At 43.8% G+C, this 26496-nt stretch carries 22 protein-coding genes; 1 reads left to right on the top strand and 21 read right to left on the bottom strand.

What is annotated here, in order from left to right:
- Positions 1-51: 51 nt before the first annotated feature.
- The 7 genes from NJD71_RS07535 to epmB all read right to left on the bottom strand — a co-directional run bounded on the left by NJD71_RS07535 (position 52) and on the right by epmB (position 10569).
- Positions 52-2301, bottom strand: a complete 2250-nt coding sequence (locus NJD71_RS07535) for a transglutaminase family protein (RefSeq protein WP_319051336.1) — start codon at positions 2299-2301, stop codon at positions 52-54.
- Entirely contained in the window at positions 2298-3314 is a 1017-nt protein-coding gene (locus NJD71_RS07540; protein WP_319051337.1) for a DUF58 domain-containing protein, read from the bottom strand. Before NJD71_RS07540 ends, NJD71_RS07535 begins: the two co-directional genes overlap by 4 nt.
- A 100-nt stretch (positions 3315-3414) precedes the next feature.
- A complete protein-coding gene (locus NJD71_RS07545) occupies positions 3415-4371 on the bottom strand; it encodes a MoxR family ATPase (RefSeq protein ID WP_319051361.1) in 957 nt (318 codons plus the stop codon).
- Positions 4372-4487: 116 nt separating this feature from the next.
- Positions 4488-4949 carry a c-type cytochrome gene (locus NJD71_RS07550; RefSeq protein WP_319051338.1) on the bottom strand — a complete coding sequence of 154 codons (462 nt, stop codon included), beginning with the start codon at positions 4947-4949 and terminating at the stop codon, positions 4488-4490.
- A 72-nt stretch (positions 4950-5021) separates the two neighbouring features.
- A complete protein-coding gene (locus NJD71_RS07555) occupies positions 5022-7121 on the bottom strand; it encodes an EAL domain-containing protein (RefSeq protein WP_319051339.1) in 2100 nt (699 codons plus the stop codon).
- 332 nt (positions 7122-7453) lie between these two features.
- Complete coding sequence (locus NJD71_RS07560; RefSeq protein WP_319051340.1) at positions 7454-9175, bottom strand: hypothetical protein; 1722 nt, start codon at positions 9173-9175, stop codon at positions 7454-7456.
- Positions 9176-9561: 386 nt separating this feature from the next.
- The gene (epmB, locus tag NJD71_RS07565) at positions 9562-10569 is read right to left on the bottom strand and encodes an EF-P beta-lysylation protein EpmB (protein WP_319051341.1); all 1008 of its coding nucleotides are present in this window, start codon (positions 10567-10569) and stop codon (positions 9562-9564) included.
- A gap of 148 nt (positions 10570-10717) precedes the next feature.
- Here epmB and efp point away from each other — a divergent pair, with 148 nt between their 5' ends.
- Positions 10718-11290 carry an elongation factor P gene (efp, locus tag NJD71_RS07570; protein WP_319051342.1) on the top strand — a complete coding sequence of 191 codons (573 nt, stop codon included), beginning with the start codon at positions 10718-10720 and terminating at the stop codon, positions 11288-11290.
- Positions 11291-11452: 162 nt separating this feature from the next.
- On the opposite strand, the gene NJD71_RS07575 is transcribed toward efp, so the two are convergent.
- From NJD71_RS07575 to NJD71_RS07640, 14 genes are all read right to left on the bottom strand, one after another.
- Entirely contained in the window at positions 11453-13231 is a 1779-nt protein-coding gene (locus tag NJD71_RS07575) for a GAF domain-containing hybrid sensor histidine kinase/response regulator (protein ID WP_319051343.1), read from the bottom strand.
- Positions 13232-13252: 21 nt separating this feature from the next.
- A complete protein-coding gene (locus NJD71_RS07580; protein WP_319051344.1) occupies positions 13253-14122 on the bottom strand; it encodes a tRNA threonylcarbamoyladenosine dehydratase in 870 nt (289 codons plus the stop codon).
- Positions 14123-14285: 163 nt separating this feature from the next.
- Positions 14286-15227, bottom strand: a complete 942-nt coding sequence (locus NJD71_RS07585) for a TatD family hydrolase (RefSeq protein WP_319051362.1) — start codon at positions 15225-15227, stop codon at positions 14286-14288.
- A gap of 183 nt (positions 15228-15410) precedes the next feature.
- On the bottom strand, positions 15411-15581 hold the full coding sequence (locus NJD71_RS07590) for a hypothetical protein (protein WP_319051345.1): 171 nt from the start codon (positions 15579-15581) through the stop codon (positions 15411-15413).
- A gap of 214 nt (positions 15582-15795) precedes the next feature.
- Positions 15796-18039, bottom strand: coding sequence for a type II secretion system secretin GspD (gene gspD, locus NJD71_RS07595; RefSeq protein ID WP_319051346.1), 2244 nt, complete (start codon positions 18037-18039; stop codon positions 15796-15798).
- A 78-nt stretch (positions 18040-18117) separates the two neighbouring features.
- Positions 18118-19014, bottom strand: coding sequence for a type II secretion system protein N (locus tag NJD71_RS07600; RefSeq protein WP_319051347.1), 897 nt, complete (start codon positions 19012-19014; stop codon positions 18118-18120).
- Positions 19015-19860, bottom strand: a complete 846-nt coding sequence (gene gspN, locus NJD71_RS07605; RefSeq protein ID WP_319051349.1) for a type II secretion system protein N — start codon at positions 19858-19860, stop codon at positions 19015-19017.
- 229 nt (positions 19861-20089) lie between these two features.
- The gene (locus tag NJD71_RS07610) at positions 20090-20413 is read right to left on the bottom strand and encodes an H-NS histone family protein (protein WP_201607544.1); all 324 of its coding nucleotides are present in this window, start codon (positions 20411-20413) and stop codon (positions 20090-20092) included.
- Between the two features lie 344 nt (positions 20414-20757).
- A complete protein-coding gene (locus NJD71_RS07615) occupies positions 20758-21195 on the bottom strand; it encodes a BLUF domain-containing protein (protein ID WP_319051350.1) in 438 nt (145 codons plus the stop codon).
- Positions 21196-21252: 57 nt separating this feature from the next.
- Complete coding sequence (locus NJD71_RS07620) at positions 21253-21771, bottom strand: BLUF domain-containing protein (protein WP_319051352.1); 519 nt, start codon at positions 21769-21771, stop codon at positions 21253-21255.
- Positions 21772-21911: 140 nt separating this feature from the next.
- On the bottom strand, positions 21912-22559 hold the full coding sequence (locus NJD71_RS07625) for a hypothetical protein (protein WP_319051353.1): 648 nt from the start codon (positions 22557-22559) through the stop codon (positions 21912-21914).
- A gap of 609 nt (positions 22560-23168) precedes the next feature.
- Positions 23169-23792 carry a single-stranded DNA-binding protein gene (gene ssb, locus NJD71_RS07630; RefSeq protein WP_319051354.1) on the bottom strand — a complete coding sequence of 208 codons (624 nt, stop codon included), beginning with the start codon at positions 23790-23792 and terminating at the stop codon, positions 23169-23171.
- Between the two features lie 222 nt (positions 23793-24014).
- Positions 24015-24605 (bottom strand): DUF3833 domain-containing protein, encoded by a 591-nt coding sequence (locus NJD71_RS07635; protein ID WP_319051355.1) that lies wholly within the window; start codon positions 24603-24605, stop codon positions 24015-24017.
- A 149-nt stretch (positions 24606-24754) separates the two neighbouring features.
- Positions 24755-26119: an MFS transporter gene (locus tag NJD71_RS07640; RefSeq protein ID WP_319051357.1), complete on the bottom strand. Its 1365-nt coding sequence runs from the start codon at positions 26117-26119 to the stop codon at positions 24755-24757.
- Positions 26120-26496 lie beyond the last annotated feature (377 nt).

The raw sequence follows: 26496 nt of genomic DNA on the forward strand, positions 1-26496 counted from the left end.
ACATGAGCAGTTCTAATCACAAGTAAATCAGTGACACCAAACCCAAAAACCTTAGAGTAATTCACGTACGTTTTTTTTGAGTTGCTGAAGTGTTTTTTGATACTCGCTATGACTGGTATCAAAGGTACTCAAGCGTCCATAGCGTAACTGACGGTAGTCTTGTCTAACTTCAATGAGCTTGGACTGAATCGTTATCGGGTTTTCACTGTCTGTTAACTTACTTGTTGCATGATGAGTGTTACCGTCAAGCCGACTATCAATAGCAGTAGCCAAGCGCTCTAACCACGCCAGTTGCCCCTCACTGTCCTCTCGAGCCAGCGATTGATCACGTTTACCCACACGTTTTGAGAGCTGTGCAAGTGGTAAGTCCGCTGGATGCCAGCGTTTGCGGCGGCGCTGCCATATGATAAATACTAAGACTGCCATAATGATAACAGCACTGGCTGCTAACCAAATGATTTGCTGCGTGATTGAGCTGATATTGAACCATTTTAATAGTGAATCTGCCTGCTTGTCTTGATCATAGCCAACGACATCTTTTTGCCAGTAATAGCTTGCCTGGTCTGATAAGCGCCTTAATGTCTGTAGCATTTGATACTGCTGATAGCTGATTTGAGCACTGGCACCACTGCCAAACATGGCGGCCCCTTGCTGCTGGGTCATCGTATTCATGCCCTGCTCAACACGCTCAGGTGCGACAAATGCCGTCGGATCCACACGCACCCAGCCTTGACCCTCAAGCCATACCTCAGTCCATGCATGTGCGTCCATCTGACGCACTTCCCATACGTTACCATTACGACTCGGCTCACCGCCTTGATAGCCTGCTACTACTCGCGCAGGGATACCAGCTGCCCGCATCATAAAGGTAAAGCTTGAAGAATAGTGCTCGCAAAACCCCGCTTTGGTCTCAAACAAAAACTCATCGATACGATTAGTATTCAGTGGCGGCGGCGATAAAGTATAGCGAAACTCTGTCTGATTGATCCAGCGCTCGATAGCAGCCATATAGCGCACCGGATCTGAGTCTGACTGCGCAAACAACTGCTTAGCAAGCGCGCGTGCCTGCGGATTACCTTCATTAGGCAGCGCAAGGTTCGAGCGCCGGGATGCTTCTGCTAACACTGGATCTATACGCATCGGCGCAAACTGCACTACATCGTAGCGAAGCTGCTGCGTCACCGGCTGGTCTTTGAATAACGTAAAGTTGGACGTAATGTTGATATCTGGTTGCTGAGAGAAAGGATAATCTAGTCCAAACAACCAGTTTTGCTGTGTAGGTTCTAGGATAACTTGATATCGAGTAGGTGCTGCTTGCACTTGTTCAGGAACAGTAGCAAAAGCATTTTGGATCCACATAGGTGGTTGTGATCTTACTGACCACTGGCTTGCCTGAGGGCTTGGACGCCAAGTTACCCCATCAAAATCACTAAATACCAAACCGCGCCAGTAAAGCTGTTGCTGCGGTGGACGCTCATCTGCAAACTCTACGCGAAAAGCCAGCTCGGTCGACTGACCTAAATTAGCAAAATCACCAGGTGACATGCTATCAGAGACCCCTGTAATCGCTTGCTGACCTGACAACTGTACGGACCACAGCGGTGGCAATCTCGGGAAAAATAAAAACAGCACTACCAATAAAGGTAACGCGCCAATACCCAATACCCCCAAGGTACGTATGCGTCCATCACCGCGAGCATTACTATCATCGTTGAGCGCGATAAATGCCAATAAGACGATGAGGGCACCAATGATGACCTCTAGCGTGGTAATCAAGCCTTGATCCATCAAAAATAAAGCAGCCAACACAAATAATGATAAATTCAGCACCACGTAAGCATCACGGCGCTTGTATAACTCCCAAAGTTTACTGACCAAACATAGCACCAAAAATGCCACGCCCATATCCAAACCAAAAGCGGTGTTATAAGTCAGCCACAGACCGACCAACCCCAGCAAAAAACCTAGCATTTGCATGCCTTGATAGACACGCTTTAGATGAGATAGTTTTTTGAATCGTCTTTTGATACGTGGCAATTGCCCAATAATACTGACAACAGCAAACCCTATTAACCACAACGGCAAGTGAGCAGCATGCGGTAGTATGACTGCCACTTGAGCGATTAGGACCCAGTAGTACGCTGGTAATGCCAGCAGCTGCCGATACCATTTTTTGTTATCTGCTGCGCGGTGGAGCGTTTGAGTACTATTTTTCGCTCGGGTGCGAGACCCAAGTGACAACTGCTCAAAACTTGCCATGTCTGTAGCATCAGTCGCTGGAGGTTGCTTAAATTGGGTCATGGTGCTTTCGCTAACCTTAGCAAGCACGCTTGCGCAAAAACCTCACCGTCACCCATCACTGCGGTAGCAGGAGCATCACTGGGTAAACGCATTTGAAAGGGCACACCGAGCTGACCGAGCGTTAACGCACCATGAGCCAGTTGCGCCAGTTTTTGTTCATGATGCGCAGCTGGCATATCTGCATAATCTAATGTCTGCTCATGACCGACAGGATCCGCAAAATGCTTGGTAAACATTCCTTGTCCCCGTGCTACGTGACTCCAAGAGACACGCGCCAATGACTCCCCTTCTATATAATTATCTAGGCGCTCAAAGTCGTCCTGCCCTTGCCTATACTGACCGCCTGTTGGCAAATCTTCCATACTTGCAATTGCATATTGAGCTTGCCAATCAAAGGTTTCAGGTTTGGGATATACCCAAGCTTTACGCGCAAAATAGACATAAGACCATGCCCGCATGATACCCAAAGGATAGACAGTTTTGATGGTCAACCGTGGTAGCTCAAATTGACCACGATTGCTTGTCTGCACGGGTAGCCTTATGATTTTCTCACCTTGTAGCCTGGTAATAAGGATAGCGTTTTGATCATCCGTATCTGCTTTATTTTTACGATCAGCAGATGTCTCAAATTCAAATAGCAGCTGCCGACGTGGTTGACGACTCTTGCTATCTAACTGTAACGTCACCCAAGCAGGACTACCTGCCTGAGTCATCGTAACGTCTAATAGACGAATATGTAGACCGGATATGTGCGCAAAAGTCACATGGAAGCTGATCAGCCAGACACTGACCAGATAAAAACATAAACCAAGCACCAAGTTGTTGCCATAATTGACACCCGCAATAAAGGTGATCACTAATAGCACAGCAAATAGCATGCCTTCACGGCTAAAAAAAATATAAACATTGCGTAGATTGAGGGTGGCACTATCGTTTTTGGGTGCACGAGAAGCAAACCAACGGCTCAGTGCTGACTTGATTGGTACGGTTAAGGCCTTTGGTAAAAAGCTCATGACTACCCTACTCTTGCCATGTGATTGACTGTAATACTCGTCTTCAACCGACGAATGTAGCCATTTGTTGTAGCCACTGCTCGAGCTACAGTATGGACAGTTAAACAGTAACTGATACTTCTGCCAATATACGCTGTGCGATCGTGTTGGTTGCCTGTCCACCGCTCACGTGTGCAGGCACGAAGCGCTGACCCAGACGATGATCCACTACGGCTGCAAACACCGCTTGGATGTCTTCAGGTACCACCTCCATATACCCCGATACATAGGCATGAGCTTGGGCAGCACGCTGTAGCGACAGTACGCCACGCGGTGATAGTCCATGATATTCCTGGCTTGCTCGAGTTTTTGCAACGAGCCTTTGTAAATAATCTAACACGACATCTGCCACATATACTTGTCTAACACCTTGCTGAGCCATCAGTACCGCGTCAGTATCAAGTACTGCATCTAAATCTTTTAGTAGCTCGCGACGATCTTGACCTCTTAACAGCTCACGCTCTGCCATAGTCGAAGGGTAACCTAGTGATAAACATAATAAGAACCTATCTAGCTGTGATTCAGGGAGTGGATAGACACCTGCTTGCTGTAATGGGTTTTGAGTGGCAATGACAAAAAACGGTCGCGGTAAGGGATACGTTTGACCATCTTGAGTCACTTGTCGCTCTTCCATTGCTTCGAGTAGCGCACTTTGCGTTTTAGGACTAGAGCGATTGATCTCATCAGCGAGTAATAGCTGGGTAAAGACAGGCCCAGGACGGAACTCAAAGCGTTGTTTACTTTGGTCGTAGATGCTCATACCTAAGATATCAGCAGGTAGCATGTCATTAGTGAACTGCACGCGGCTGAAGCTAAGCCCTAATAGCTGAGCCAATCCTTGCGCCAACGTTGTTTTACCCATACCCGGCAAATCTTGTAATAACAGATGCCCACCTGCCAAGATACCACTGAGTGCAAGTTTAACGACTTGAGGCTTGTCCAATACGATTTGATTCAACTGGGTCATCAGCTGTGCAATTTTTTGCTGATTATATTGAAAGTCAGCAGTAGTCGGCATGGACTGATTAGGCGTCGCTGCTGTTTTTTGAGAGTTGGATGATGATATATCGTTCGCGGTCTGGGTCATAGTCAGTTATCGGCTCATTTTTATGTCATAACGTTCAACAGTTGGCATCAGTTTGTATCCTCTGCAGCTGCTGGAGGCTCAGCGCGAAGGGTAGATAGATAAGCAATGACGTCTGCACGCTCTTTGGCATCTGGCATGGGGTCAGATAGCATTTTTGAGTTTGGTATGGCTTTTTGTGCATCCGCAATATAAGGGTCAAGCGTTTTGGCATCCCATACCCACCCTGATGACTCTAGTCCTTTGCTATAGTCATAATCTTTTAGTTCGGCAGCTGGCGCACCATATATATTCATGAGCTGTGGGCCTTTTTTATTCAGACCTGCATTGAGCTGATGGCATTGACCGCATGCCTCTTTGTAAACCACCAAGCCATTTTTAATATCCCCTTTTGTATATAAAGGTAGGGTCACTGGGTCTCGATGGTCAGGCGGAATACTGCTCTCACACGCGGTGAGCAACAAAACAGCGGCAAAAAGACTGCTTATTTGATATTTACGAATAAGTGGCATTTGGGCAATCTTTGGTTGGTAAGTGTCAGTGATAAAGAGTCTATGTCATTACAACTTTAGCATCACAACTTTCTAACTTGCTGCATGGCTTTCTAGTTTTATCGTCTGACTAGGCTCTTCTAAGTAGTACCCTTGTAGATAGCGCGCACCAACACTCCATGCAACAGACATGGTCGCTGCCTCTTCGATATAAGGCATCAACACATCCACTTTCACCTCGTTGGTACTTGTGATGAGTGATTTGACAGTATCTAAGTTATCTGCTGAATTGATATCTTGTACGTAACTGCGCGCCAGACGCACCATATCTGGCTGTACCAAACTAGCAATTTCAATAGATTTGGCAGAAGACCCGAAGTTGTTAATGCCCATTTGGCAATCAACTTCACTCAAAGCGGAGAACTGAGATTTGGCTACAGTTAGATGATCAACGATGTCTTTTTCATTGAATTGTAATGTTAATACACCGGCTGCACCGCCTACTGCTTTGATCAACTGGCTTGCAACGTTAGGTAGTTTTTTGTCGACTAAGGTTGCGCTCGTTAGCTGTATCAACAGTCTGGCTTCAGGATGCTGCTTGCGTACATCATTGATCTTTTTGCAGGCATTAATGAGTACCCAGCGATCTATCTTTTCTAGTAGGTTGTGGCTCTTGGCCACAGTCATAAATTGATCTGGTGTCAATACGGTTTTTTCGGTATCGGAGAGCGGCAGGCGTAGATACACTTCAAAAAAGTCACTGCGATCCCGATCAATATCATAGATTGGTTGAAATGACAGCTCAAAGCGATTGTTAGTGATGGCGTCAACTAACGATTCGGCAAGCGCATGGTCATCACTATTGGCGTGTTCGCTTGGATCGTATATATGATAGGTACCGCCATGATTAGAGGTTTCTACCATAATATGGTTGATGGTTTCCATGGCACGCTCGAGTACGATGGTAGGCTCAGCGGTATTTTTCTCGATTTTGACCACTGCGATACTGACGGTCGTACTGGTCGTACGCTTATCGACTTCGATGAGCATCTCACTGATACGAGAGCCAATATGTGCGGCGAGCTTTTCAAGATCAGCGGTACTTTTATTTTTGACCAGTATCATAAATGCAGTATCACTAAAGCGGCTGACGTGCCCATCAGGTATGAGCTCATCTAACATATAAGCCACTTGTTTGACGGTTGCATCAATCCCTTTCAAACCAAGACTGCTTCTAATCTTACCAACGCTATCGAGTTGCACATACAGCAGCCCTGCTGTCAGCTCCCCTTGAGTCGCTTGCTGGTGTATTACCACCATTTGTTCCTCAAAACCGCGTCGATTATCAAGACCTGTCAGATTATCTGTGCGCTCAGCTTCAGCTAAGCGCTTAGCAACCTCTGCACTGTTACTCTGGTTTTGTTGAATAATAATCTGAGTAACCGGCTCACCCTCAAGTGTCGCTGAAGCCATTTGTAGCTTTGCTTCAAAGGTACTGCCATCGGTACGCACGCTCTCAAAGTTAAACTCTACATCTTTGCGACTACCTTTATCAAACTGACGCAAGAATTGCTTAAAACCTTTGACATTACTTCCACCCGAAATCAAATCAATAACCGGCACTCCAACGACATCATTCATTGATTTAAAACCAAATAACTGCAGATACGGGTCGTTGGCATAAATGTGAATGCCTTCATCGATATAAGCAACGGCACTTTTTGAGTTCTTAATCAAAACATTGGCACGCTGTTCTGATTCAGAGAGCACTTGGCGTAGAGTTTTTAGCGTACGGCGACTGCGCAAGTTACTATGCTGCAGACAGATAGCCATAACTACTGGAAGCTCTTGATCAAACCTAAGCGCTTTAATCATCGTACCACTAACCACAGCAGGTAGCCCTTCATCATTGGAGACCGCTGCTGCCATCTCTTCATCTACTAAGCAAATCATAGGCAAATCGATACTTTGCTCTTGTACGATATTCACCACATCTGTGAAGCTCATATCATAGGCTTTACCAAATACTAAAACATCCCACTGTTGACGTAGTACTTTTAATAACTCTTCTTTATCGTCTAAAAACCCTAAGTTCACACTGTCATAATAACCGCTAAGCAATTGCACAAGACGTTCCGCGTAAAGCTGATCATCATTGATAACTAACAAGTTTAGAGTAGACTGAGTGCGCATAGGAAGCCTTTTAATCTTATGGACGTATTTTTATCTATTATTTCTAATAACCTGACACCTTTTCCAAAAATAAACCTAGCACAGAAAACAATAAGCTTGGCGATTATCATAATAATAACTGAGCCTTGCTCTGTATAATACGCTTGGTTAACTAATTTTGGTTACATTAAATAGGGTATCAATTAGAATAACAATATCCCTCATTATAGGCAATAACTCGGCAAGCTGCAGATTAACTTATGACCTTTCTTGTTTATTAGGATTCTGCGAAGAAACCCTCCAAAACCTCCACATATCAACATCTGTCTGCTTTTTGACAAAAATACCGTAGGCTACAACTGAACTATCTCATACTGACTAAACTCATCAGTCATCAGTATCTTGTTTCCCAAGCGTAATGGCGTTTGCTTGCTACCAATACGCATAACGACTCGGTCATTGTTCTGAAAGTAAGAAGGCGGTACGATGAGCGTACTCGTGGTTTTTAGTTGCTCATCCCTACCCAAGATAAATGCAGGTACAAAGTGACGGTTTCGTAGCTCTCTACCCTCTAGACGCAAGCCACAAGCCACAAGTTTATGTCCGAGCACTTGCCATTCTATGATTGGGGCTTTGCTATCAAGATTCGTCCAGCGCACGACACCTATTGACCAGTCAGTTTGTTCTGTTGCCGTAGAGTGGCAAATCAAAAACAAACGCATGAGATGTAATAGTGGCGGTGCATTTCTAGAAGTGTCATCTTCAGCTATCACTTGATCAGGGTTATCAGCATTCTCTTTTTCGGGCCCATCTGCTTCTGGCAACAGTTGCAGCGCACGAAACAGTGAAAGATGATCATGGCTATCAAATACTCTAATATTTAACGGATTGTTGCTATTTTGCTCTTTACCAAATGTGTCATAACGAGGTCTCTCTTCCTCTGCTAGATCTTTGATTGATACCAAATTAGCAAAGCTATTGAAATCGCCTACACGGTAGTGAATGTCATTAAAACCTGTGACCAATAGTGCTTCTTGTTTTTTGCTATATTTGGTAGGCAAAGTAAGCGGAGGCTGTAAGTAACGATAACTGACTGTTGATGCGATTGTATTGAGCAAACCGTACTCTAGCGCTGCGCTCCTATCTCCAAGTAGAGCCTGCTTGCGTGAATCAAAATACTCAATCATCGGTGCCAGCTCTAAAAACAGACAAGTGCGATGTTCTTCATAAGGATTTATTTCAGAGTTAGCCGTGAGATAACTTGGCGGGTAATGCGCTTCCAAATCAACAAATACGCGTGTTCTGGTGGTAGGCTCTGTTGTCGCGACCATATGCTTTGCCCATTCAGGCAAAAAACGTTGCACTAGCAAAATATTGGTGCGACGCATACCGCGTAGGTTTAGCAGACTGTGTAAACAGATTTGACAATATAGCTGATAGATATTGTTTGCATGAGGGACAGCCGCGTATATACCCAAATCAATATCGGTTATGCGGTGCTGATAGGCCAGATGATACAGCTGATTTATTTTTGACCACAGATAACTTGCTGGTGGTCGATAGCAGAGTACCTCTTCTGCCAGTATTTTTTGATAGCTGGACAAAGACTGGTAAATAGCAATAGCAAACGTATTAGAAGATTTCTTATTATTGAAATAACGCTGCCAGCCATTTCCCAAAGAGCGTTTAGACCCAGTATTAGGCTCTGAATCTTGTTGGCGTATGATCCTATCATAGACCATGATGATGAGATAATGTAACGACTTGGTTTGTGCGACATAGCCTAGCTGAACCTCATCGAACACCCCTGTGTCATAAATATACTGTTGCCGTAAAGCAGCAATCAATCGAATTGAAGCGTCAAGTACTGGTGCCATCAACTTGAGACGCTGATCTTCATCTATATGAGCCTCTCGTAATGCTATGAGTACACTCTCTAAATGCTGGTATTGCTCCTCAGGCGTTTGTGATGGTAGCGTGGTAAGTAGCTTGACTAAGTAACGCTCTTGACCGTTTACTGATCGATTTGACGATACTGGCAATGGTACAGTAGAAGACAAATGCTCTTGAAACATGGATAACGTTATCATTGGTATTACTACTCACTATCAGTCAATATCAGTCGCTTTGAACGAACGTGCAAAAGTACGCAATCACAAAAATAGCGTCCTATGAGATACAAAATATAAATGTAATAACGCTATAAAGAGCAGTATCTACACTCATAAGTATTTATACAATCGAGTTGATAGATACACATTATCAAATATAAGGACAGGCTGTATTACAGATTTTATTATCTAAGCACAACGAGGTAGCTTTTATAAGCAAATACAACTCCCTTACGCACTATTACCATATGCACTGTGTTGTCACAACAACTGGCACACTCGCTTTTAATAGTACGCGCGCTTTTAATAATTGCTTTTTGTTTGCTCTTCCAAACACCGTATTGCCTAAACTAAGTCTTGCTGTAAATGTCAATCGGCACTTTAAACGGTCTATTCGGCAGCTCTCTCACCAGCTTAGGTACCAAATATCCTGGTAATACTGATAATAGTGACCAGTAAAGCTCAATTGACGACCGCTCGTCGCTATCGAAATGTGCAGCACCAGCCACTTTATCTAGCACATGCAAATAGTATGGTAATACGCCAGAAGCAAACAAACGCTGACTAAGCTGCACTTGTGCGTCGACGGTGTCATTGACACTTTTTAATAACACTGCCTGATTCAATAGCGTCACGCCAGCTGCCCGGACACGTTGCAAGTATTCAGCTGTTAATTCATCAATCTCATTGGCATGATTGCAATGGATCACCATAACGATACGGCAACGACTTTGAGACAGTCTATCTAATAGATCGGTATCTAAACGCGCTGGGATGACGAGTGGCAAGCGGGTATGCAGCCTAATCGTAGTGAGCTGTGCAACAGACTCAAGAGCATCTAACCATGCAAATAAGCGTCTGTTGGTCACATTTAATGGATCACCTCCACTTAAAATCACTTCATTAATCTCGGGGTGTTCGCCAATATAATTGATGATATTTTGTTTTGCGTCCGCAGTAGGCATATTGGCGCTATAGTCAAAGTGCTGACGAAAGCAGTAGCGACAATGAATGGCGCACGCCCCCGTAATTGTCAACAGGACTCTCGACTGGTATTTATGTAGCATGCCCTTGATAGGGTTTTGAGTAGTTTCACTCAAAGGATCGGCCACGTAGCCTGTGACGTTGATTTGTTCCTGCTGATCCGGCAGTACTTGCTTCAATAACGGATCATCACGGTCACCCACGACCATTTTTGCTACAAAAGCGCGCGGCACACGTAGCGCAAAATGCTTGGGTATATAGACATCGGCACGCAATGACTCCAGCTGTAGGATACTCAGCAGCTCGTCAACGGACGTAATGGCTTCGGATAATTGATTTTGCCAGTTTTTTTGTGTGATTAAATGGTTTATCATGACAGCCTACTACCTGTACCCAAAATCCGATATTATACGCCCTTAGTGTCTACCCTATCAAAGTATACCCGCTGATACGTAAATACTTGGCTGAACAATAGCTTTTGGTATAGTCAGCCTCATCTATTACAACCCCTAGGAGTCTCTTGTGGCAAGTTTTTCTACTAATGAATTCAAAGCTGGTCTAAAAGTTATGCTTGATGGCAACCCTTGTGCCATTCTTGAAAACGAGTTTGTAAAGCCTGGTAAAGGTCAAGCCTTTAACCGCGTTAAATTGCGTAACCTTCGTAGCGGTAAGGTATTAGAGCAAACATTCAAATCAGGCGATAGCTTAGAAGCCGCTGATGTGATGGATACTGAAATGAACTATCTATACAACGATGGTGAGTTTTGGCATTTCATGCATCCTGAAAGCTTTGAGCAGATTCAAGCTGACAAAAACGCCATCGGTGATGCTCCTAAATGGCTAAAAGAGAACAGTAATGCATTATGTACCATCACTCTGTTCAACGGCTCTCCATTATCAGTCACGCCGCCTAACTTTGTTGAATTGCAGATTACGGAAACTGATCCTGGCGTACGCGGTGACACGTCAGGTGGTGGCGGTAAGCCTGCCAAGCTAGAGACAGGTGCCGTTGTACGTGTTCCTCTATTTGTGCAGCAAGGTGAGATTGTTCGTGTTGATACTCGTACTGGCGACTATCAGACTCGTGTGAGCTAACCGATCTATAAGACTAGCTGGCAGCTGATACTAATATCACTATCATCAATAAAAAAGCTTAACCACTAATAGAGTGGTTAAGCTTTTTTGTTTTTATAACTGTCGCTTTACTAGTAAATTAGTCGTTTACACCATGACGTTACTATAAATGCTGCCTACTGTTTACTCTTCTTCTAATGGCGGCTTCTGCATCAACCAGTATTGTACCAAAGCGTTCAGCTGCTCTTGTTTAAAGGGTTTGGTGCAATAATCCTGCATACCAACTTTTAAGTACTTTTCACGCTCGCCATCCATAGCATTGGCAGTCAGTGCGATAATGGGTGGCAGGTCTTGAGGGTCATAAAGCTCATGTAACTTGATCGTTGCCTGTACACCATCCAAAATCGGCATATGATGATCCATCAAAATAACATCATAACGGTTAGGGAATAGCGCAAAAGCTTCAATGGCTTGTTGACCATCTGTCACATGCGTCACCTTATGACCACTATTGGTCAGCGCCTTTTTGGCAATGATTGCATTGACGGCATCATCTTCAACCAACAAGATATGTCCTGCACGCTCATGGCTCGGCTCTGTCAATGTTAGATCGTTAGAGTCTTGCCATGTTTCGTACTTATTCTCGTCAATAGTTGGCAAGGGAAGTAGTACACGAAAGGTCGTACCCACTCCCACTCTACTCTCCACATGGATATAACCCTCCATCAGATCAACCAGAGACTTACAGACCGAAAGACCTAGACCAGTGCCACCATAGAGGCGATGCGTAAACTTATTGGCTTGGTCATAAGCATCAAATATTGCTTCTAACGATTCAGGTTTGATACCAACACCCGTATCGGTCACCTCAATACACAAGGTCATATTTTTGTCAGACTTATTGTTTACTACGCCCTTATTGTCGCCAGTCTTATTAACCTCATCACAATAACAGTTGTCCATATGCCTGACATCAATGCTCACGCGCCCACCCTCACGAGTGAATTTTATCGCATTGTTAACCAGATTTGCTATGATTTGCTTAAGGCGTACTGGATCTCCTTTTACGTAAGGCGATAATGACTCAGTATAATGATAATCTAACGTCAAACCTCGTTGACGTGCTTTGATAGAGAACAGACTGACCACTTCATTACATAATGTCGATAAATTCAATGGGATAGAATCAATAGTCATTTTGCCTGATTCAACCTTCGATAAGTCTAAAATACCATTGATAATCACCATCAAATGCTCGTTTGAGACCTTAATGTTATCCACGTATTCTCGTTGTTCAGCACTAAGCTCGGTATCACCCAGCATTTCTACCATACCAATGATGCCATTCATTGGCGTGCGTATTTCATGACTCATATTGGCTAAGAAGCTAGATTTCATTTCATTGGCATGCTTGGCATCACGCTGTTTGTCTTGTAGTTGCAATGCGTCTGCTGCCATCATGGCAAACTGCGCTAATATCTGCTCTTGCTGGGCATCAAAATTATGGTTTGGCTTGATATCCATGAGACACAACGTACCTAGACGATAGTTCTTATTGTCTTCATATAGCAAAATTGGGGCACCAACATAAAACCTTAAGTATGGCGACCCTGTAACCATTGGGCTTTGGCTAAATCGGCTGTCTTCCAATGTATCGGGTACTATTAACACATCATCAGACAGTATGGTGTAATTACAAAAAGCCATTTCGCGTGGTGCTGTACTGACACTCTCAGACATCGTCTCAAATTTGCAAGCTGGTTTTAGATACTGCGTTTCTTCGTCCATAAAAGTGATCGTGACCACGGGTACGTCAAAGAATAACTTTACAAGGTCGACCAGTCTATCAAATGCTGGCTCTTCGTCTTCATTGAGCACCTGATATTTTCTGAGCTTATTGATACGCTCTATTTCACCTACCGCGACTGGGTAACTTTGTTTGGGTGAGTTAGATATAGACAAGGTAGACTCCATTAAATAATATCAGACGCTCGGTTGATGGCTCGTCTGTTTTATCAATAATTGTAATGCTTCATTGACCATAATCATTGCTACTACCGATGTGACAACCACTGCTGACCCATACCCTCCACACTGTAAACCGCCTGCTTGGCAACTCTTGTCTACATGTGGCGGCTCTATAGAATAAACGCACTTGATACCGAACTTCTCTTTTAGTGCGCTATTGATGCCTTTTTCATGACGTAATTTATTGCGCAGTTTGGCCAGTAGTGGATCTTGATAGCTGTCGCGCAAATCGCTTACTCTAACTTGACTTGGATCTATTTTGCCACCTGCACCGCCTGCACAGACGAGCTTTAGTTTATTAAAACGGCAATGCAGTGCGATTGCTAGCTTGGCATTCATGTCATCTACACAGTCTAACACTACTATGGGCTTACCTTGCTTGGCAGCAGCTTTTGCATCATCACGACTTGGTAGTAGGGCAGCGACGTTATCTACTGTCAAAAAATCATCAATGAGATTCAACGTCACTTTGGGGTTAATCTCTTTGATACGTGCTGCCATTGCTGCAATCTTACTTTGACCAAAAGTACTGTCTAAAGCAGGTAGCTGTCGATTGACGTTAGAGGCGACCAATACATCCAAATCAATCAAAGTGATGGTACCTACTGCTGTTCGAGCCAGTGCCTCAGCGGCCCAAGAGCCCACACCCCCTACGCCAATAACGTAGACATGAGCTGCCGCAAAAGTATCTACCGCTGATGTACCATAGAGCGTGCGCGTCCCTTGAAAACGGCGATCATACTGCTCACTTTCTTGATCAGTGGCGCGTTGTACTAGAGCGTTTTCTTTTAATTTTGGCGGCTCAAATTGTTGTGTTTCATTCATAACGGTTCGAATTACTCTTTTTAATGATAACTATTGCTTTATGTGCTAACCACGACATTTATGACTTGCGTCTAGCCGCTCGCCTTCCTCGCCTTTTCCATTTTCCTATCGTCTCTCATGGTCATGCTGGACTAATCATGCAAGATTAGTCATGCAAGATTAGTCATGCCGGATAGGTCCATGTTACTTTTAGGGCGTCACAGCTATTTTGCCACAACTGCTTAGCAAGTTTATCACGTGATACGCCCAATAGCTCACTCAGACTTATTAACACCCAAGGCAAATTAGCAGGGACATTTCTATCATGCTTATGGGCATTTTCTCTCTCATTATAGGGGCTCTGTCCAGACTCTAAATGCTCATCATGCGATGTTTGACACATCATAGGCGTCATATCTGGGCAGTCAGTCTCTATCACCAAACATGCTATACCATACTCTTCAACAACGGCTGTAATCGCACGGCGGAGTTTTTTAGCATTTGGATTGGTAATCTGACCGGTAACGCCCAGCTTAAATCCCAATTTTACAAAAGCCTTGGCCTCTTGTTCACCGCCGCTAAAGCTATGGGCAATACCGCCCAATTCATGTGCATCATAATCATGCGCTTTTAATATAGCGAGTGCTTCGGCATGCGCCTTACGAATATGCAGCATCACTGGCAATTCATGGGTCACTGCAATATCTAATTGCGCCTTAAAAAAGCGCTTTTGCCTAGCAAATACACTAGGCGCTTTCATCGCATCAGTAAATGTATCTAGGCCAATCTCACCAATAGCTAAAGGGCGGCGCTCTGTCATCATCTGTGCCAATGCTATCAGGTGCTCGTCAGTATGCTGTTCGATATAAAAAGGATGCAAACCCAGCGCAATATGAGTATGTATATAAGGTTCGTCCTGATATTGAATATCGCTGGCAGAAGACTGTGATGCTTTTTTGTTCAGTACCTGCTCAGTGTCGTACATCCGCTCAAAATACTGATATAAGTAACCTACCAACACTAAATGGCGTACACCTTGACTATAAGCACGCTGTACCTGCCAAGCTCGATCATCATCAAATACTGGCGTATCAAAATGAGTATGTGTATCAATGAGGGGATACATCCTGACTGATGTTTTTTTATCGAGAGTCGATGACTCGGTAGCCGCCATTGATATGCTCCAAAATAACTGTTTTAGCAAAATACCTTATCAATCATCATATTATACCAATGACTATATTAACAGCTGATGCGCTAACTATAAAACCCAATATAAAAAGCCTGCACTGCCTATTTAATACGCTATCTAACTAGCAGTCGTATTATCGTGAGATCTACTTTGTTCATTAGCTTTGTTGCAGTCTTTATTGGATACCTCTGTGTCAGCGTTGCGGCTGCTGCGCCGAGGAATGAGCGTCAAAGCGGTAGCAATAGCGCTCAGGACCAGCCATTTCTTAAACATTTTATGATTTGCCATTTTGGCTCCATTTACTACCTGAATATAAATCATATCAACAGATATCGGATACGCGATATTATTCTACTAATGTTTAGTATAGTAGTGGCTATATTGTGAACACGCAAGCCAATGTACGACATAACTATACAATTATATCGTGCATTGGCTCATAGTAATTAAGGGACATTGGCGATCTACAGTAGCAAATAACTAGTAGCGAACTACGTTAGCTTTAACGACTTAGAGGATAGGTCGTTATACCACTATTAGGACTGTCTACCTTGGTAAAACCTTGAGAAGTTGAATTTGGGGTCTGATCACGCTTAGGAATGAGCGGGTTGAGTGGCATTAACTCGTAGTCTGCACTGACATCGCCATCCCAACCTTGTGTACCACTCAGTGGCAGTTGTTTAATCGTGCCGTTTTTGTCAATGACCAACTGCAGTACACGCATCTGATTGAACTTGCGCTCAGTCACACTCGCTACCGCACCACCATCACGCAAGATAGTTGGCTGTAAGAATATGATCAAGTTACTCTTTTGGGTACTGTCATTATCAGAGCGGAATAATCTCCCAATCAGTGGAACATTACCAAGCCCTGGAACCTTTTGTTGGCGGGTAGTGCTGTTGTCACGCATCAAACCACCTAGAGCAATAGTCTGCTGATCATCTGCTAAAATCGTCGTATTAATAAGGCTTTTATTAGTGATCAAGCCACTAGCATTACCAGTACTGCCTGGCACGACAGACGAGACCTCTTGAGACACCTCCAAACGTACTGTGCCGTTATCGCCAATGTGCGGAATGACATTAAGGTTGATACCAATGTCTTGACGGTCGATGGTCTGGAAAGGGTTGTTTGAATCATTGCCGCTAGTGGTGAATGAGCCTGTGACAAAAGGAACATTCTGTCCAACCAGAATACTGGCTTTTTCATTGTCTAATGTCAAAATAGACGGCATAGATAGTAGATTGGCACTGGTAGAAGAATCAAGTGCCTGCAAAATAGCACCATAAAACTCAGTATTCCCTTGACTGTCTGTTCGACTGTCACCGATACCGACCAATGCACCAACGATAGAGCTGGCAGCCGCACTTATACCCGTACTGCTCCCTGCCAGTGCAGCGGCAGCCAGCGTCGTTGCACTAGCGCCTACATTATTAAAATTTACAACGCCGTAACCGCTGTTGGCATTGCCAAGTGCCCATTGAACACCGAGCTGAGTCGCATCATCTCCTGAGACTTCTACAATAGCAGCCTGAATCAATACCTGCGCGCGGCGACTGTCTAATTGATTGACGGCGTCTTCAATCTCAAACATGAGCTCAGGCGCAGCGTTTACGATAACGGCATTTTGCGTCTCATCAGCAATGATACTAAACGGTCGGCCCCCGACGCCTGTACTCGCTACGCCTGCATTGCCGGTGGGTACCACTGAGGGGCTGCTATTGCTAATACTTTCATTTGCAGCACTATTGATGGATGCGCCTATGCTGCTTGCATCATTCAAAGAGGCTGATTCTAATGTAGATGTTGCACCAGCGCTATTGATCGACTGATTGGCTAGCAATCCTCTTAGCATATCGGCAATGTGAGTGGCACTAGCATACTTTAGGCGAAAGACACGGAGGCCACTTAGGCGTCTTGTGGGCGTAGTGTCGAGCTGATTGACCATCTCCTGAACTTTAGCAATCATCTCAGGACTGCCTTTGACCAGCAGTCTATCGCTTGAGGTATCAGCGATGACCTTTAGCTGATTGTTACTACCTTGCGCTTGACCGCTACCAGCATTTGCGACCAACGCACTAATGAGCTCCATCATACGTTCGGCATCGACGTGACGTAATGGAATCACTTGTAAACTATCATTGACGTTACTGTCCAAATCACGGATAAGCGCTGTCAGCTGATTGAGGCTATCTGCTCGATCCGATAGCACAAGCGCATTTACACCAGGTACCGCAGCAGCGTGGGCTGACTGCGGCATCAGTGGCCGTATGACCCCTAAAACCTCCGCGGCTTGGGTATTTGTCAAATAGATCACTCGGGTTGCCAATGACTCCCCAACACTGTTGCCACGCAAATCAACAGCAACGCCAGATTGCTTGGCAACATTATCCGGCACTAGCTTGGTCGTCGTACCCGACTCAATCGCCGCAATACCATTGACCTGCATCACACTCAAAAAAAGCTGATAAATTTCATCGCGGGATAAGGCTTTGTTGGAGATGACAGTTACGTTGCCATTGATACGAGGATCAAGGACAAAGTTTTGATCAGTGATGGTTGCCACTTCATTGATAAAAGCTTTGATATCGGCATCTTGTAAGTTGACCTTCCAACTCTCAGCACTCGCAAGGCCCATACTGGCTGCCCACAAGGGTACCGCTAGGCAGATAGGACGGCTTAGACGCATCAAGCGCTGCAGAACACGATGTAAAGGTGTGGCTGAAAATTGATGAAAACTTACCATATTTATAATTACCTACAATGATATTGCATAATATGTACTGAGTTTTTAACGAGCAACCTGTGCTAAAGAGCCGCCGTGCTAGAACTGCTGGCGAATCGTAATGACTTGCTCACCACGTTGAACCTCGATCTGTGCTTCACCTGCTTGCTGTACTTGCTGTAACACGCCCGCATCTTGAGCCGGATTGTTACCCACGCTTTGTCCATTTACTGTCAGTACTTTGTCACCCGGCTCAAGCCCTAACCGGTTACGTAGTTTTGACGGCATTGCGGCTGTCACTTGATAGCTCTCACCTGACGCCATTACCCCCATTCTACTCAAATAACTGGCAGGGTTTTCTTGCAGCGCCGTGACCGCCTCCTCAATAGCTGATTGTGGACTACTTTCACTCGTCTCTACTGCAGGCTCAGAAGGTGTCTCTTGCAATGCCTGAGGGGCAGTTGGTAATAGGCTATTATTAGGCAGGCGCTGATTACTAACGCCGCCTGCCAACATTTTGCTTTGATCTAGTATCATGGCATCCGGCATGCTAATGATGGTTTCTTTATCATTAGCATCAGCGATAATAACTGAATTCCAATCAACAGCGACAAGAATATAGTCGCTATCTTTTAGTCCATCACCGATTCGGTAGTTTTTTACCTCACCATTAATATTAAGTAGTGCCGAAGACATAGTCTCAGGTATCGCTAGCAATACCCCTTTGAGCTCAACGTTAGGTGGTGGCTGGACTGCCGCCGCAATGGGATCAGGATCAGCAAATATCGCAAACAAACCACTGTAATCATTGGTAGACTTTGCATTATTTTGCAAAGGGGCTAGCGGTAATGCAGGTGCTAAGGGCGCTGCCAACAATAACCACAAAAGACGGGCAGCTGTCCAACATAGCCAAGCAATGGCGAGTAGCAATAACCATCCTGAAAAACGATTGAGAGTATTTATAACGGGTTTTAGGCTTGCGGTCATATTGGCCATTTAGTTTGCCCCTAGACCAGTTAGCAACGGTTGACGCACACTAACGACTGGCGTATCTTGCGGTGCCTGTCCTTTGTACTCAGGCATGTTTTCTAGTAGGCGCTGAGTCAGACTGACATCTAGCATATTATCACCGTCTAAATACAGATCGCCTAGACGCTTATCTTGATTATTTAACAAGTTGATATGCAACAGGTTTCTATTGTTTTTTTGCTCTGCGCTCAGCTCTGCGCGTAATGCAGGCATAGTCAGATAAAAAACTTTGCCACCACTGGGATAGCCCACCTCACCGCCTACCCATGTCAGCTGCCCCTCTGCAGCACTGAATCCAGTAGTACTTTGAGCAGATGCGCTGTTAGGAGATTCTGATGTTACCTTGTTGTCAGAGTCATCAGATAGACGCTTCAATGAGACGCCATTGACCTGAATAGGCGTGTTAGGTAATTGCCAGTCAACGACACTTTTTAGAGTCTCAGGCGCGATTTTCCCACTCATATCGTCGACTTGCCATGAGTTAAAACCAAGCTTGACCTGTCCATTCAGCCTTGTTTGCTCTGATTTTATGTTGATATCTGCGCCAAGCTTACCTGTGAGCAGTTGCCATGGCTGCCACGACCAGTCGGCCATGCCTATGAGCGGTGTCGATGATATGGGAAGTTGCCAGATAGCAGAGCCCTGCCAGACATTGCCTGATACATGCTGTACATATGGGGTATTGGGCGCATATTTCTCAAGTAGCCAAGCCGCTGGCATCTGCAACACGGCAAATAGTGCAAACAATACGAACCCGATCAGCCACCAAAGCTTACGAGGACGTTTATGAGACAACTCAGATACTTGGGTCACAGTTGCACAACTCTTATATAAGACCAAAACGTCATTATCATAACAAACAATGGCCTATAGATGACAGAAAAAAAGCCAGTATCTTTTTGCCAAAATAATGGCAACATAGATACTGGCTTCTCCGTTTTGCGGTGCTACGTCACTTACGACTAAATGCTTGTAAATAAACCACTATCTACAAGACTGCTAAGCTCGTCTGCGTACTGTATGGCGACCTAGGTCTACACCATTAGATCGCAAAGTCTTCAAGATCACGACCTGCTGCGAGTGCTTCGACCAACCACGTTGGTTTACGTCCGCGACCAGTCCAAGTCTCTTCGTTGTTATCCCCATTGCGGTACTTAATACTGCGTTTTTTCTCTAACGTCTCACCAGCTTTTAAGATCTCTTCGATAGTCGCGTTGCTCTCTTTTGCGATTTTTTCGAACTGCATATAAGCGTCATATAAACGCTGGTGCTGTTTTTTGGCGATAAGCTGTTGTGCATTTTCAGTAATAGCACGTAGCTCGTCTACGTTTAAGTTGTCTAAATCGATTGCGTTGTTTTTGCTCATAATAAATCCAATTGTATAAAAGTTACTCACCTCAATAGAGCTATCATCTCTACTGAGAACCTGAATGAATATTCATTCATCATTAACACTATTTTAGCTAAGCCAGTATTACATCTTCAAAAATTTGCTTAATCATTCATTTATCAAAAACCATTCGTTGCTGTTCTGATATCTCGTCATACTATCAATTGAGCGTTATTGGCAATAAAGTATTATTGGCCACAGCAAATATTCATTATACTAGATATAATCAAAGTCCATCGACTGTTATCTCATTTATTATCTCAAAATATTTTTGATTGGCTCCAAGGTATTTGACTGCTATTGAGACCGAGATATTTTATCTAGCCTTTTTGAGCACTCAGCTCATTCATCAAGCCATTGGCAGAGTCAGCATTCAACAAATATGGATTGAACCCATTCGTAGTAGAGTATTTTAGATACACAGCAGCGTTCTCTTCGGTTGGAGATGCGTAATTCATAGACCACTTTGACCATTCTCTGTGCTTTAATTCTCGCGTTTCAATAACCTGTAAATCGTAATGACGCTCATCAGCAATCAGGCTATATAGCAAACGATTAATTTGCGCTCTTGGACCTTCTACGGTCTGCAAAAAATAATCTTTATTAAATGTCAGCATGCCAGTAATGCTGTTGGCGGCGTTATTGATCTGTGCTTGCTGTAATATCTCATTGAAGTCAGTAGCCGATACATCTGGGTTTGCGCGACTGGCATAGGTCATGCTCATTAAGATGTGAGCATCTGTATTTACTGATGTCATATTTTTTCTCTTATAAAAAAGTTATGGAAGCAGGTAGACTCTATAGGCATCAACCAATTAGCCAAAAGCATACCAAGGTTTTTTCTTTTGAGAAGTACGCTGTCCTTCTTGCTCTTGAAGCTCCGATAACGTATCAATCAACATCATGATTTGGTTGGTACTCATCAGGTAAGGGTTGAACTCATTACCTGTCGAAAATTTCAGAGCAATCCCTTTGTTCTCATCGCTTGGAATCAAGTATTTCATTGACCATTTGTTCCAGTGACGCTGATCAACTTCGCGGCACTCAACGATCTGTAAAGAGTGGTGGCGATCGTCTTGGACAAGTTTTCTAAGCAGTGCATTGATCACTGGTCTTGCCCCTTCAATACTCTGCAAAAAGTAGTTGTGGTTAAATACTAGAGCACCAGTAATACCATTGCGCTCATTGTTTTGCTGCGCTTGCTCAAGAATACGAGTCACCTCACCGTTGAGATTGTCATTGTTATAACGGCTAATATAAGTCAAACGTACAATGAGATGCTCTCCATGTAGCATTTTTTGACGATTTGACTCTGAAAGATCGACTGATTCCATAAGTTTTTCCAATTAGTTTGTTAGGCTTGTAAATATTTAATAGCTTGTAGATATTTGATAGCGTGTACACATTTGATAACCCAATCAGCAAAGACAGCTTATTTACTTTTGATAATGAGCCAGTTGTTTTATCCACTCTACTACTGAGTCCTTTTGATAAACTCATTCATACCACGTGATAAATTTGCGTTGCTGCTCTTTTGTATCTCTTGTGCCAATCGCAGCAATTGTGAGCTGTCATTGCACTGCTCCAAACTTAACAGATAACCCCAAGCCTCAGCAGGTGGGGCGTTTTTTTCAATATAAGTCGCCAAGTCCGATTTTATCGTTCCATAATTGCTATCAGATACTTTTGACTTAAAAATACCGCCTAGCGATTTTTTACCAGCGTCTATAACGCTGCTAGGTGATTTACTATTAAAAGTGCGATCGAACTCTGTCTCGGTACTGGTATCAAACGAGTTTTGTGTTGATTGAGATCGCAAGATCTCTGGCACTTGCGTGCTGCTAGATGCTTGAGGTTCTGTCTTGATACGGGCACGCGTATTCGTGGTATTCGCCACTTCGATACACTCGAGCTCTAAAAGCAGCTCAAATAGAGGTGCAACACCACCAAAGTCAGCAAACATTTTGCTATTATCGAGTGTATCTAGGTAGTTTTGGTAGGTTCGCTTACCGTCGATCATAATCAACAACGTTCTTGCTTCTCTTGGTAATACACCAAGACTTTGAGACTTTATCTCTTCTCTACCCACATCACTTTTGCGAAACACATCACCGTCATTCATTCTTTATACTCTGTACTGGCAGTCAGATAAGCACCCTGCCTGTAAGATGCCAACCCAAATAATTTTATGTTTTAAACCGTCACATGATCGAACTTTAATTGATTCGTATTTATTGCTAGATAACTTTTTAGTAGCAGCATCAATACTTAAAGTCGTGTGCAGTTTTATTTGAGCTGAGTATATCAATGTCATCGATAAACTGTTAGTCCCAATTAAACTGGATAGAACAAACGGTTTATATGAGGTATGAAAGGTAGTTTTTATAAGTTTCAATATAAAAAATGATAATAAAAACAGTCATAAAAAGTAGTTTATGGCTTTAATTTTATTTGCAGGTGGCTATTGTCCATTTACTTGTGGCAAAAAAAATAAAGATAATGAATGATTTAAAAATATAAAGTAGGCAAAAACAAACAGAAGTTTTATCTTTATGTATTTCTAAAGATAGATTCTTTTATATGTCTTAGCAATCAACTTGTAATATGAACAAAGCTGATATTAGAATTTTAGCAGTGACTGAGTTTTTAGGTATTTATGATCACACATTAAAAAACCCGCTAGTGGCGGGTTTTCTATAACATATACTTTACATTCTATATCTTATCATCATCAGAACGGAATATCATCATCTACAGGACCATCTGGCATCGCTGTAGGCTTAGACTGTGCTGGCTTTTGTGCTGATTGATTAAACTGATTTTGCGGTGCAGGCGCGTTTTGATTATTAAAACTGTTCTGCCCACCATTCGCTTGGTTATTGTACCCGCCTTGCTGAGCTGGCTGATTATTACCTTGCTGACTATAGTTGTTTTGGCCATTTTGATTGTCATAACCCTGATTTGAGCCACCTTGGTTATTACCAAAACCACCACTATTGCCTTGTCCCTGACCACCACCAGTTTGGCCATCAAGCATCTGCATTTGCTCAGCGCGAATCTCAGTAATGTAACGATCTTGGCCGCTTTGGTCTTGATATTTACGCGTACGCAGACTGCCTTCGATATAGACCTTGCTGCCTTTACGCAGATACTGCGCGGCGATCTCACCCAGACGATTGAATAGCGAGATACGATGCCACTCTGTCGCTTCTCTTTTTTCACCGCTTTGTTTGTCTGTCCACTGCTCTGATGTCGCAACTGAAATATTGGTCACGCTACCGCCATTATTGAACTGGCGTGCCTCAGGATCTGCTCCAAGGTTACCGATGATGATAACTTTATTAACTCCGCGCATGATACCGTCCTTTTACTTAAGAATAATTATTCGATAGAAAAAATGATTCCTATCAATGATATGACTTTACTTTAACCAATTTTTGTTTAAATATCTAGCAGGTTTTATTAGTATACGACAACAAATGTCGCCTAGACATATTAATTAAGATTTAAAATTTTAATAGATAAAGATGCTGTTATTTTGCCATTTTAAAACGCTGATGAACACCTTCAAACTATATCAATTCTGGTTAGCACCTTGATTGCTATCACGTAATTTAGAGGAAGAGTTCTTGCGATGCATACTTAATGTCACACTTCCTAACTCGACGCCAAACTTTGTCATCACTGAACGATTGAGCATGACATCTTCATTGATAAGATACATCCAATCATCAAAATTGACCTTATAAGTCTTGTCTTCGACAGGTAGCTCTAATACGTAGTTCCAGTGCAAGGTATTGCCTACCACCTCTCCTGTTGCCGCGCCTACGACGTCTCCAGCGGTACCAACCCAGCGACCGTCTGATTGTTCAGTCAGACGCCATATGCGTTGAGACTTTGTGCCATCTGCCCATGAGAATTTCTCATTTAAGACGATGACATCATCGCCTTCATGAGTTGCATCAATATCGACATAAAAACGTTTTTTGACCTCACCATTGCGACCTTGGAACATTCCCCAACCCTCAATTTGACCTGAGAAAAACTCATGCATATCAAGCGTCGGCGTCGTGTTCTGATAGGCTTGAATATTCTGTGTCGCACAGCCAGAAGCCAATAGCGTGGCTGACAGTCCAAAACCCATCGCTAGCTTTTTAAACTTACTCATATCAATTCCTTGTAAATAGAGATAAAGGGTTAATGTCTACTTACTCATAATGGCCATCTATAGGAGTATTGTCTACTCAGCGCTGCACATTTATCTTCGTTTCTACAATAGTCCCGCTTCTACGAATTTATGAGTCTATAAATAACGTACTAGAGGTCGAGTGGACTCTGTGCCAAACTTGACAGCTGCTGACGCGAGTCGTCGGTCAGCTGAGTCTTGTCTAATTTTAAATAAGCCACCTGCTCTTTTGCCATCACGACCAGCTCATCAACGCCATCTACCGCGAGCATTTGACGTGACCACTCTTGGATATTGATGTTTTTGGGTATCGTCACTGTCGTACTTGATAAATAAGGCGGCTGCGCAATCGGAAGAATGATCAATAGCGCGGCGCCCATAATGATAGCCAAGATACCCCATGCCAATAAATTCGGCTGATTTAGCAGTAAACCACCCATCGCCCCGCCAACGAACGCACCGAAGAACTGACTCGAAGAGTTAAGCCCCATTGCCGTTGCTTTATTGGCAACTGGTGCACGCTTAGATATCCATGAGGGAATGGTGGCCTCAAGTAAGTTAAAGCCCATAAAGTACAGTAGCAAACCCAAGATGATGCCGACACCAACCTGACTGCCCAGCGCAAGTAGCGCCAATGCGGCGGTCATTAGCGCTATCGCCGCCAAGAACACCTGACGCATCTTACGTTTCTTTTCGGCAATGATGATAAAAGGTATCGCGATTGCAAAACCAATGAACAACAGCGGCAAATACACCAGTCCTTGCTGACGTACTGATAGCCCCATCACTTCGCTCAGCTGATGCGGCAGTATGACAAATATAGCCGTCATCGTTAAATGCAAAGCAAAGATAGCCATATGTAAGCGGTTAAGATCGCCAATCTTGAGGACAGTTGCCAGTTGCTGACCGATGGTTTTATTGTCTAGATTGTGTTTGAGCACACGCATCGGTGTTGGCACGGCAAGCAGCAATAACATCGCCAATACGGCAAATCCTGATGTCAGCCAAAACAGCCCAGATATACCGAGCGAACCGACTAACAATGGACCAAAGGCAAAGGCAAGCATGATAGAGGTCGCAATGGTCAGACCCATGGTCGCCATTGCTTTGGTGCGCATCTCCTCGCGAGTCACATCGGCTAAGAGCGCCATCAATACCGCAGAGACCGCACCACTACCTGCTAGCGCCCGTCCAATAATTACCTCATATATGTCAGTCGCATTTGCCGCAATTATCCCGCCGATGGCAAACAATACCAATCCCAAAAATATAATGGGTTTGCGCGGGAACTTATCAGCAGCAAGGCTCATTGGTATCTGAAAAATAGCTTGCCCCAAACCATATATACCGACTGCAAGCCCAATCAAAAACGGCGTCGCATGTGTATAATTGCTCCCATAAACAGAGAACACTGGCACAATCATAAACAAGCCAATCATTCGCAAGGCAAAGATACCACCGACCCCGAGGATTGCCCGTTTCTCTACGCTATTCATAATTGCCTCACTGGTTGATCACTGCTGGTTTTTCGCTGCTGGCACTTTTACTACACCATGATTTATCACTACTGGTTTATCAAGGCATTAGCCTACAAATCAAGCCCCCTAGTATAAGACATTCGCCGTTTGGTTGCCGAGACTTTTGGGGTTTTGTGCTGACGCTACCATTCAAGCGAACAGACCTTAGAGACGGCTCACGTTCAAGCCATTAATATTACAAGATTATTTTGTTACCAACTGCATCATATATAGTCAATCTTAGATAAAACCGATACAATATTTATAACCAATTCATTTAGTGAAATAAACGATGACCTATTCAATCGACTTTCGCAAACAAGTGTTACGAAGCATTAAAGACGGCATGACCATTA

Source organism: Psychrobacter sp. PP-21 (assembly GCF_033790785.1).
Classification (GTDB): domain Bacteria; phylum Pseudomonadota; class Gammaproteobacteria; order Pseudomonadales; family Moraxellaceae; genus Psychrobacter.